Origin of the sequence: Waterburya agarophytonicola KI4 (assembly GCF_020640915.1) — a bacterium.
Lineage (GTDB): Bacteria > Cyanobacteriota > Cyanobacteriia > Cyanobacteriales > Xenococcaceae > Waterburya > Waterburya agarophytonicola.
This window is the reverse complement of record NZ_JADWDC010000105.1, coordinates 1-9,952: the sequence shown is the minus strand read 5'-3', so window position 1 is coordinate 9,952 and position 9,952 is coordinate 1. Positions and strand designations below refer to the sequence as shown.

13 protein-coding genes and 4 pseudogenes are annotated in these 9,952 nt (G+C 38.2%); 7 read left to right on the top strand and 10 right to left on the bottom strand.

The features are described 5' to 3' along the window. Positions 1 to 60: 60 nt before the first annotated feature. The 4 genes and pseudogenes from I4641_RS22425 to I4641_RS22410 all read right to left on the bottom strand — a co-directional run. A pseudogene (locus tag I4641_RS22425) lies at positions 61 to 234 on the bottom strand (ExeA family protein); the annotation flags it as partial. After that, positions 212 to 376: a hypothetical protein gene (locus tag I4641_RS22420; RefSeq protein WP_229642809.1), complete on the bottom strand. Its 165-nt coding sequence runs from the start codon at positions 374 to 376 to the stop codon at positions 212 to 214. The gene I4641_RS22420 and the pseudogene I4641_RS22425, both read right to left, overlap by 23 nt. Before the next feature lie 20 nt (positions 377 to 396). After that, entirely contained in the window at positions 397 to 2,010 is a 1,614-nt protein-coding gene (locus I4641_RS22415; RefSeq protein WP_229642811.1) for an IS481 family transposase, read from the bottom strand. A 21-nt stretch (positions 2,011 to 2,031) separates the two neighbouring features. After that, the gene (locus I4641_RS22410; protein ID WP_229642808.1) at positions 2,032 to 2,655 is read right to left on the bottom strand and encodes a recombinase family protein; all 624 of its coding nucleotides are present in this window, start codon (positions 2,653 to 2,655) and stop codon (positions 2,032 to 2,034) included. A gap of 432 nt (positions 2,656 to 3,087) precedes the next feature. On the opposite strand from I4641_RS22410, the gene I4641_RS22405 reads away from it, so the two are divergent. The 3 genes from I4641_RS22405 (at position 3,088) to I4641_RS22395 (ending at position 4,521) form a co-directional block, all read left to right on the top strand. Continuing rightward, positions 3,088 to 3,771, top strand: a complete 684-nt coding sequence (locus I4641_RS22405; protein WP_229642807.1) for a site-specific integrase — start codon at positions 3,088 to 3,090, stop codon at positions 3,769 to 3,771. A gap of 91 nt (positions 3,772 to 3,862) precedes the next feature. Beyond that, positions 3,863 to 4,150, top strand: coding sequence for a DUF433 domain-containing protein (locus tag I4641_RS22400; protein WP_229642806.1), 288 nt, complete (start codon positions 3,863 to 3,865; stop codon positions 4,148 to 4,150). Positions 4,151 to 4,152: 2 nt separating this feature from the next. Then, positions 4,153 to 4,521, top strand: coding sequence for a DUF5615 family PIN-like protein (locus I4641_RS22395; protein ID WP_229642805.1), 369 nt, complete (start codon positions 4,153 to 4,155; stop codon positions 4,519 to 4,521). Here the strand turns inward: I4641_RS22395 and I4641_RS24000 are convergent. Together I4641_RS24000 and I4641_RS22390 are read right to left on the bottom strand one after the other, a co-directional pair. Further along, on the bottom strand, positions 4,518 to 4,646 hold the full coding sequence (locus I4641_RS24000; protein ID WP_263858326.1) for a hypothetical protein: 129 nt from the start codon (positions 4,644 to 4,646) through the stop codon (positions 4,518 to 4,520). The genes I4641_RS22395 and I4641_RS24000 overlap by 4 nt on opposite strands. Positions 4,647 to 4,973: 327 nt before the next feature. Further along, a complete protein-coding gene (locus tag I4641_RS22390) occupies positions 4,974 to 5,495 on the bottom strand; it encodes a CHAT domain-containing protein (RefSeq protein WP_229642804.1) in 522 nt (173 codons plus the stop codon). Positions 5,496 to 5,677: 182 nt separating this feature from the next. Between I4641_RS22390 and I4641_RS22385 the strand changes: the two are divergent. Together I4641_RS22385 and I4641_RS22380 are read left to right on the top strand one after the other, a co-directional pair. Next, a pseudogene (locus I4641_RS22385) lies at positions 5,678 to 6,097 on the top strand (putative toxin-antitoxin system toxin component, PIN family). A 9-nt stretch (positions 6,098 to 6,106) separates the two neighbouring features. Next, a complete protein-coding gene (locus I4641_RS22380; protein WP_229642803.1) occupies positions 6,107 to 6,337 on the top strand; it encodes a toxin-antitoxin system HicB family antitoxin in 231 nt (76 codons plus the stop codon). A gap of 212 nt (positions 6,338 to 6,549) precedes the next feature. Here the strand turns inward: I4641_RS22380 and I4641_RS22375 are convergent. Next, positions 6,550 to 7,071: pseudogene (locus tag I4641_RS22375) on the bottom strand (transposase); the annotation flags it as partial. A gap of 322 nt (positions 7,072 to 7,393) precedes the next feature. Continuing rightward, positions 7,394 to 7,783 carry a transposase domain-containing protein gene (locus I4641_RS22370; protein WP_229642802.1) on the bottom strand — a complete coding sequence of 130 codons (390 nt, stop codon included), beginning with the start codon at positions 7,781 to 7,783 and terminating at the stop codon, positions 7,394 to 7,396. A 22-nt stretch (positions 7,784 to 7,805) separates the two neighbouring features. On the opposite strand from I4641_RS22370, the gene I4641_RS22365 reads away from it, so the two are divergent. Beyond that, positions 7,806 to 8,048: a hypothetical protein gene (locus I4641_RS22365; protein WP_229642801.1), complete on the top strand. Its 243-nt coding sequence runs from the start codon at positions 7,806 to 7,808 to the stop codon at positions 8,046 to 8,048. 22 nt (positions 8,049 to 8,070) lie between these two features. Here I4641_RS22365 and I4641_RS22360 read toward each other — a convergent pair whose 3' ends face one another. Both I4641_RS22360 and I4641_RS22355 read right to left on the bottom strand, forming a co-directional pair. Then, a complete protein-coding gene (locus I4641_RS22360; protein WP_229642800.1) occupies positions 8,071 to 8,604 on the bottom strand; it encodes a DinB family protein in 534 nt (177 codons plus the stop codon). Between the two features lie 39 nt (positions 8,605 to 8,643). Further along, positions 8,644 to 9,180, bottom strand: a complete 537-nt coding sequence (locus I4641_RS22355) for a phycobiliprotein lyase (protein ID WP_229642799.1) — start codon at positions 9,178 to 9,180, stop codon at positions 8,644 to 8,646. A 322-nt stretch (positions 9,181 to 9,502) separates the two neighbouring features. On the opposite strand from I4641_RS22355, the pseudogene I4641_RS24465 reads away from it, so the two are divergent. After that, positions 9,503 to 9,818, top strand: a pseudogene (locus I4641_RS24465) (IS4 family transposase); the annotation flags it as partial. Between the last annotated feature and the right edge of the window lie 134 nt (positions 9,819 to 9,952).

Below are 9,952 nucleotides of genomic sequence, written 5' to 3'. Positions count from 1 at the left end.
ATTTTAATTAATTTTGGAACAAAATATACAATTAATTTTGCATAAGTACTTAGCTTGGGTCAAAAGCCATTCAATATATTTCGATTCAATTCCCCGAATTCCCTCAATAGAAAATGCTTGAGTGCGTCCTCCAATTTCTTCAAGAGCGGGTCTTCTCAAATCATTCTTGAGTTTAGGATGTCCCGCTAAAATAACGCTCAATCTTTCCCCATTACTCCGTACCAATACCCACAACACCAGAGAGGGCAATTAATCTGCCTTGGGCGATCGCTACTTTTAATTCTTTAGCTAAATGTTTTTGTGAAGTAGTTTCAAAAAAACCTAAATGGTCGAGTTCTTTTTCCAGACCAAAGAATTCCATTACTTCACTAAACATAAAAAACTACCTCATATTGTTTATCTTTGAAAATAATCCTTGATTTTGGTCATTACCTCGTCTTTATTTAGGCTTTCTTCCAAAATAGCTTCAACTGCTGCCATTTGCTCTTTATTTAATTTCGCTAAAGGTTTAACTAAGTAATGAGCAATAGCTTTCTTAGCTGCAATGGCATTCTTAAATCTCAACTCCTCAAAGGGGTCTGGATCGACGAAAGAACGTACTGGGAAAGGAATGACATTTTCGGCTACGGTTGTTGGTAATTCCACCCGTCCAATAGCTGAGGGGGGTAGAGTCAATTGTTGGGCTAGAGCTTCAATACGGTCGGCTCTTTTTTGAGTATTGGTTTTCTTGAAACTGCGATAACTATGGAGGGGTATGGGTTTTCCTATGGGTGCGTAAGGACCATAACGACAGTCTTGATACTCTACATAAAGCTCGTGGTCGAACAGCCCCCACCACAAGATTACTTTTTCTCCTGCTAAATCGGGTTCGACTTCATAAGCTACCCCCTCAACCGTAATCCGCGCATCTATTCCTACTTTGCGCTTTTCAGGTTCTCTGGCAAAGGTACAAAATCTATCCCAACTGCACATTTGTCTGATACCATCTTTGGTTAAATTAGAAAGCCAGTCTTCAATTCTAGAATGGGATTCTCTCCTATGAGGCTGTTTATTGTAGTAGAGCAAAAACTGCATCAGTCGAGTATTGGCTTCGATCACGGTTTCTGGTGGGTGGAGATGATAGAGAGTTTCCAGCATTTCTTTAACAGTGCGGAAAGGACGCTCTACTTTGCCTTTGGCACGGGCTGTAACTCTTCTGCCATCTTTTCCTTTAGGGACATGGGTGCGTACTTCTATTCCCAGATAATTCATTACTTTCTGAAAAACCCGACTGCGGGCAATTGGTCCATTGTCCAGGTAAATCATTGAGGGGATTCCTTGGAAGAGAAATTCTTGATTGTCTTTGGCAGACATGGCGTTAAACAAAAACTTTAATGCTGCCCCAGTATCTTCTCCATAAACTTCGTGATATTCCTGATATGAGACCCCGCTGCGGTCATCAACAACGCTGTAAAGCATTAGTAATGGCTTGCCTCTTCCTGGTTCTAGCTCAACAGCGTTTTTGAGACGCTTGAGGTCAGAAGAACTAAGATCGAAGTGCCAACATTGATTGCTATGTTCTGCCTCAAAGCGTACTGCGGGGGGTTGGCGAGACAACCTTTCTTTGTCGTATCCCCATTGTTTGAGATAGCGATTAACGGTAGTTTTCTTGAGCAAACCAGGAGTCGCGATGATATGACCATTATCTGTATTGATGCCGTGTTCTTCTAACAATCTGATTGCCTGTACTGTAGATAAATGGCGACCTTGATTGTTACTGGTTCTAATTTTCAGGGCAGCAATCACTTCACAGTAACGAAGTAATTCTGGTTTGGGCATGACTCGCGGTTGTCCGTAATCGGCTCTGCGTGTCGAACGAGGCAAATTGTGTTGTTGTAAATTTCGATAAACCGTTTGGGTGGAAACTCCATACAGTTCGGCAGTTTCTATAATTAAAGTCTTTCTTTCGGAACTGCGATTTGGTAGCCCTGATAGTAGAGAGCGTAATTCGATAATTGTTTCTAGGGGAATAGTTGTTTTTCTCATATTCCTCTAGTGATGGGTTTTGGATTTGATTAATTGGTTTCGCTCCAGCCAGTAGTAGAGAGTGGAAGGAGCGCAATCGACTAACTTGGCAATAGAACGTTTGCTAATTCCTTTGTCTAAATACGCTTTGATTTCTTCTTTTCTGGGGTCTAGTTTTAGTTTGGCTGACTGTCTGCCTTTGGGTCTTCCTAAAGGTTTGCCCGATGCTTTTCTCTTGGCTAGAGCTTCTTTGGTTCTCATAGAAATTAATTCTCGCTCTATTTCTGCTGCCAATCCCAGAACCGTAGCGGTAATGCGACTGGACAATTTGTCATCGAGAACCATTTGTTGTTTAGCGATGTGAACTGTTAGTTCTCGCTCCATACAGCATTCGAGTATTTCTAGTACCTGAAGGGTAGAACGAGCCATACGACTGATTTCTGCGAAGATGATGATATCTCCTGCTATCGCAGTCTGAGTGAGCAATTGTCCCAGTTCTCGCTCGCGCCATCGTTTTTGACCAGAAACAGAATCGGAAACGAATTCTAAGTGACCTAAAGAGTTTTTATTCGCATATTCAAGACAACCATGACGTTGATTGTCAACATCTTGTTGGTTGGTTGAAACTCTCAAATAGGCGTATGTGACCACAATTTATCTTGCTGTTGGGGAAAAACAGCTAAATGTATTTAATCAAACGTTTATGTGTTTAATTAAACCATGATTTTAGGTAATAAAAGTTAGTGAAAAACGACCCTTTTATCCAGACACTTGTAGGGAGTACTTATTGACAAGTGCGTAAAATCAATACCTAGTATACTTTATAGCCTATTCTTACTTAATGTGGGTCGAGGTGCATTATTTTGGGTCAGTCTCAGAATAATGTGGGTCTAGTCTTATTTAATCTGGGTTTGAGCCTGCTTTATTCTCGTTTAATGTGGTCTCAAAAACGTCATTATTTCGGGTCGAAGTGATTCTTATTTTGGGTCGCTACATTTAGCGAACCAGTCTGCTTTTGATTTCAAACCAGATTATTCTGAGCAGTTTTACCAATATCTATTAGGTAAATTAGCACCCGTTACTTTGAAACAGTCGATTGTATGGTTATCTGCGTGTTGGCAATGGGGTATTGAGCAAGAAATAGTTGCAGCCGATCCTTGGAAACCTTTAATCAAGAGAGTAAAAGTTCCACCCAAACAAATGCCCAAGCCTTTTACCTCAAATGAGATCAAAGCAATTATTCAAGGGTTTGAGCAAGACAGATACTACTCGCATTATGTTGAGTTTGTCGAGTTTTTATTTAGCACAGGTTGCAGAACAGGAGAAGCTATTGGCTTGTGTTGGAAGCATCTAGATGAAGACTGTTCGACAGTTTGGATTGGAGAAAGTTTGAGTAGAGGTATTAGGAAAGCAACCAAAACGAATAGAGCAAGAACAATTACCCTGACATCCCGACTTCAATCTCTTTTGCTTTCAATGAAGTATGAGAATTTTGATTTAGAACAATCCGTTTTTAGATCTCCTAAAGGAAATTCAATAGACGATCACAATTTTAGAAATAGAGCCTGGAAATCTGTTTTGGCTAAAGTAGGTGTAGATTACAGAAAGCCCTATAATACTCGTCACACACTTATCAGTCATGCTTTGAATCAGGGTATGAATCCTGTTGAAGTAGCTCAACTAACAGGACATGATGTTCAAACGCTGTATGAAAATTATGCAGGAAATGTAAATAGCCGCCCCAGACTTCCAGATATCATTCTGTGATCTTCTGTCATTTTTCAGGCAGCAATCCTCGGCGATAGGGTTGGGCAATCTAATCTATAATTACAGTATAAAACCTGTTAATTATAAAAAAATGACGGCTACAGTTAATATCAGTAGGTTAATCGTATTAACTCCAGATGTTTGTGGGGGAAGACCAAGAATTGATGGTTCTCGCATTACAGTTCAATATATTATCAATGAAATTAAAGCTGGAATTACTCCAGAAGAACTTGTAGAAGACAAACCTCATCTTACGCTAGCAGGTATATATTCTGCCTTGGCATACTATTACGATAATAAAGAATCGTTAGATGCCGAATTTGCTAATTACGATCGCGAGTGTCTTCAACTTGCAGAAGAATATTCGACAGGAAATTAACAGTGAGTCGAATTTGCCTCTACCTTGACGAAGATACAATAAAAAGCGCATTAGTTAAAGCTTTACGAAATGCTGACCTAGATGTAATTACCGTCGTTGATGCCCAAATGTTGGGACGTTCGGATGAAGAGCAATTAAACTGGTCAACCCAAAATAAAAGAGTTATTTACAGCTTCAACATAGGCGACTTTTGCAAATTACACCGAGACTATATGTTTGAAGGAAAGACTCACGCAGGAATTGTTCTCGCACCACAGCAGCAATACTCTATTGGTCAACAGCTAACAGGATTGCTTAAACTCGTAGCTGCTAATTCTTCAGAAGACATGATAGACAAACTAATATTTTTGAACTCTTACTTAAAAAATTAGTTATCTAAAACAGCCATCATTTCTTGATAAAAAGGTTTTCCTTTACCACGACTATCAGCAGCAGTAACAATTAATCTCAGAGTTTCAATTAGAGAGCTTTTAGTCGCCGACAAAACTAAATCCACGAGCTGAATGACATCATCACTATTATTTTTAGGACTTACGCATCGTACAAAATTACTATATTTTGACAACGAAAATAGGTGATTGTAGCCTTATTTCAAACATCTTTTAAAAGGTGGCGATCGCCTAAAAGTGAAAAAACCAAAATTATAGATACCCAAAACCAATACCGCAGATTTAAATTTTTCTGTCAATGCGTAAGTCCTATAAATCTGGATTTTATCTTAATAGCAACAATAGTTAATTTTGGTGTTTTTATTTACTGCAATAGTCAAAACTCTCCTTTGTTTTATCGTTAACTAAAAGCGTATTTGTGCCAGGAAATTATATTAACTACCGACAGCACAGAAAGCACCCCAATGATAGGGCGATGCAAAAGGATGTTCATTTTCCCTAAAACGTCCGTCAATTTCAAATCTTTGATCACCCGTCAGGGGTAAATCTTTACTCCATTCTCTAAATTCTTCTTGAGTAAGGTTACGCAACCATAGTTGAGCTTGATTGAGGGCAATGGGAACAGAATCAATCTCCTGTAAATTCTGGTAGAACTTAATCATTAAGAAAGTAGTCGATAGATCGCTCACCGTCCAAAGACTACTAACAACGCTTGGGCTACCTGCATACAAAAAAGCACTGGGTAAACCAATGTATTCGTCGCTTAGGCTTTTGAAGTCGGTTAAGCCACTCTCGCAAGCGGAAAGAGTCACTAAGCGACAATTCCGCAAATCTAAACCAAAGATTTCACCCAAAGTCAGGCATTGTTCCAAATCGATATTACCGCCATCTCTACTGGGCAAAAACCTAATCTTGTCTCCCCCATCTTCCCTATCTCCCTTCCAGGGGCTACGCATTTAAAAACAGTTCAAATATACTGTTTTAGATGACGAAGTACAGACAGTGAAAAAGAAAAGTGTAGTATACAAAGAACATTTTAAACGACTTAAATTTCAAAGCTTTTATAAGATTTAGGGTCAATTAATAATGATATTATAGTATATGATATTTTTGATATCATATAAGCTATCATTTAAACATGGTCACAAAAATAGTAGTCGATACTAATGTTTATATTGGTGCGCTAATTGGGAGACAAGGATCGGCTAATCGGGAACTATTGAGGCAATGTCTGAGGGGAAACTATCAGCCTTTGATGGGAAATGCTTTATTGAATGAATACCTAGACGTAATGAATCGAGAGGAGATCCAAGCTAAATGTCCCTTGACAGTCCAATAAGCAAAAGATTTGTTGGCTGATTTTATGAGTGTTTGCCAATGGGTAAAAATATTTTACCTATGGCGACCTAATCTCAAGGATGAAGCGGATAATCATTTAGTTGAATTAGCGGTCGCAGGAAATGCTCAAATAATTGTGACCAGAAATATTAATGATTTCAAGCGATCGCAATTACAGTTCCCTCAGATTGAGATTCTTAAACCAGAAGAAATAATTTAGGAGGTATTTATGGCAGCTTTTATGGTTCGTATTGCTGATGATAAACACGAAAGACTCAAAGCATTAGCGAAAACTAGAGGCATGAGTCTCAATAAACTAATGGAAGAATTAAGCACTATTGCCCTAACAGAATTTGATGCAGAAACTAGATTTAAAGCTATGGCAGCTCAAGGAAATCCAGAACGGGGAATTAGTACTCTAAATAAACTGGATGCTTATTTTCACAAAGAAAAAGAGTAAAAGTGAAACAGTTTTTTACGAAGGCTCTGCTCAATACTTCTCGGTTAAGCATCAGACAGAGTTAAAAATTGCAAAATTAGGTTTTTTTGAGCTAACTGAGGTTTCTCGATGAATCGGTTTTTTATTGGGAAATTTAGAACGAGTTTTCTTGACCACTCTAGGATTATTGTGGTTTTGTCTAGGAGGAATTTTTTCAGCTAAAATATCTCGAATCAAGCGCGAGAAAAAAAGGGTAATTGCTCATTTTCCAGGTCTTGAAAATCGGGAATGGCTCGCCGAATAACTTTAAGAGTACCAGTAAAACCTAAGCGCAAAGGAGAAATATCAGCGGTACGAGCTGCTCGAAACATTAAAGAACGAATGGTATAGTGACCTAAAAGCCAGCCATAAATTTCTTGCACCACTTCACGAGGTTTAAGGGAACGAATTGGAGTTTTTCGTCCCAAAAGATGAGTTTTAAGCTCATCAATGGTGTTTTCTATTTCCCATCGTTGGTGATATTGCTCTGCCAACAATAAAGCAGGAAACAAACCCAAGTCCATCAAACTGGTAATTAAACGATATGTTTTTAATTCTCCATCGGTCTCAATCGTATATTCAATAACTCTAATCAGAATTTTAGTTAAACCTTTTTTCTTTGACTTGCGCTCGGGATTGATCCAACTTAAATAAGAACCATCATCTAAAACTTTATGAGGTGGAAATTTAACGTTCTTCCGAACGGGTCCTGAATACTGACCTGGGCTTCGCCCTTAAGGCAGAGGGCAGAAGGAAGAAGGCAGAAGAAAAAACTACTTCTTCCTTCTTCCTTCAGGATACAAGCCCCGTCGTTGACGACGGAACAGCGTTTGGGAGAGGTGCAAGCTGCGGAAGGCAGTGCCGCTTGCGACTCGCCGTTGAACGGCGGGTCGTTCGGCACCTCTTCCAAACAAGAAAACTTCTGCCTACATGCGGCGAACCGAATCGCCTTTGTGCCCTTGTAGCGCAGCGTCTTCTGCCTTCTTTTGACATCCCTGAATCAAGGTATTGTTGACCATTCGATAGGAATGAAATCCTCTATCCCACATCAATAGCATTGATTCGTTCACCGAACGCAATAATTTTAAAGCTCTGACTCATTACTTGACACCCTAATCTTTGCCTTGCTTCAGTAATTGACGAACTGACTGGTGTTTTCCAAGATTGCCCTAGTTTTGTCCATTGTTTATTTAATCCGTTGACTAAGTTCTTCAAAACTGTCGTCATGGAATCAGATGACCAATAACTCATGGCAATAATTAAGCACACTACTAAACTTGATGTAAGCTTTCTTCTTCGTGACTCCAGGCTATTGCTCTTCTTTAAAGCTACTTCAATCATTTCTGCTTGAATAACTGTTTCTATCGCCTGAAATACTAATGAAGCTTCTAACTTGGGATTAATCAAAGTAAATTTTTTGAGCTGCAACGCTTAATACCTAATTTTGCTAGTGACTAACCTTACTTTAGAATATCTTTGCCTTAACCGAGAAGTATTGGAATACAAGCAGTCTGGCTGGAAGCTGGACGAAACTACTAAAAAGCACGTTACCTTTACAGATAAAAATAGCGAAAATAGAGATATTGCAGCCAATATTGCGATTCTTAAAAAAGGACTATGTACCGTGGGTCACACGGGAACTTACGCTACAGGAGATTCGCCCTCTTGGTCAGTTGGCGCAAGTGTTCAATAATTATAGATTATTTAAATTGAAATCAAATGTGATCGGGAATAATTTCGAGTAAATCTGTAACTCCAATATCAATTCCTTGCTGAGAAAACAAAGTAGAAACCTGTCCTCGATGGTGGGTTTGATGATTAAAAAAATGCTGGACTAATTGAGCAAAGTTTTTACAATATGGATTATGCTTGGTATTTTTATATTGCAAATTTTGCTCTAAATCTATTAGATTAATTTCTTGACACCAGTTAATAATTACCGCGTCCAACTCCTCTCTAAGTTTAAATAAACTTATTATATTCTTCGCTACGCTCCCATTTAGATCTGTATAACTGATTAATTTTGGCAAGCTTTTTAGATATTGATACTCTTGAGGATGTCGGGAAAATCTTGTTAGCCAAATAATATCTGCAATATATATATGATTGAGGGTGGCAAATATCGAACCAAAAAATGCCCCTCTATCTTGCTTAATTTTTTCATCTCCTAAATCTATAGCAGCCTGATAAATCTTATGATTCATCCATTGATTGTATTTGCCCATCAATTGAACGCTATCTAAATCCATATATTATTCATATATTGTTAGTTCTTTTATTTAATAAAATTAAATTCTTTTTTCTAGATATTGACCGATAGTAATTTCTTGTCCCGCACGGGAAATAATTGTCTGTCTGGTGCGATATTTACTGCCAACTAATTTAATCTCTTCTTCAAATACATTGGAATTATATTCCGTACGCAAACTCATTGTATCGAGGTTGGTAAAAGAATAAACTGCTGTAATTGGTTTGGGTGTAGCAAAACCGCGATCGCGATATAAGATATTTCCTTCGATCCCAAAAACCGTCGAACCAATCACGGGCTTGCTATTTTTATTGGTATAGTTACTTTCCCAAGTTACCTTTGTTCCGCAAATTAAAGCCTCTGGATTTTCTAATTCGTGACTTTGGGCTAATTCAACTAACTCTCTCGATCCTTGCTCTAAAAAAGAAATCTTTAGTTTACTTTCTACTTCTTGAGGTGCGACATTTTTATCCAAACTATAGTAACGTCGTTGAGAATTCCAGTTACCTGCGGACTTCCGAAAAAAATTGACGACCAAAGACTGTAAGGCAATATTTGCTGTTTGTGCCAATACCATCTAGACTTCACTCCTTTGTTGATTTTATAAAATCTTGATAACGTACTATATGTCAAGCAATAAGACTTTGTGCGTAATATTTCTTAATGTATCACAAATTAGTTGTTCTCCGCATTGTAACCGTTCATTCCGCCAGGCAAAAAATGAGCCAACTGCATCATTGTCCGCGCATGATACTGCGACCCATTAGGTGTATGTTGAAAGTATGGCTAAATTCTAAGTACAGGACAAAAGTTGAAAATAGTTACAGAAAAAGGGTTTCATGAAAAGTAACTATATGCGAAGCGGTATCCTTTAGGACACTTTTTAAGACAAAACCCCTATGAACAATGTTAACTTGCTCCGTGATACCCTAAAACCTTATTTTAAAATGGCATGGAGCAAGATTAAGCTTCCTAGCACTCTTTCTTATCGCTCTATTTCGAGTCAAGATAGTAAATCTGGTAGACCTATCAATTGGATTCAAAAGTAAATCCAAGAAAGAATCTAGTTATAAAAGACTGCAAAGATTCTTGGGCGAATTTGACATAGATTACTACAGCATGGGGAAATTAGTCATTGAAATGATGTCTATTCCAGAACCGTGGGTATTAAGCTTAGATCGAACGGAATGGCAATTCGGAAAAAAAGTGTTCAATACTGAAGAGAAAACGAATTTTGTGGGGTCATCAAGTCTATGTAGGAGCTTTGCGTTTGCAAGATAATTCTTTGTTGACTATTAAGTACTTAGGCAAAATTAATTACACTAAGAATGAGTGTGTTATTAGTGGGA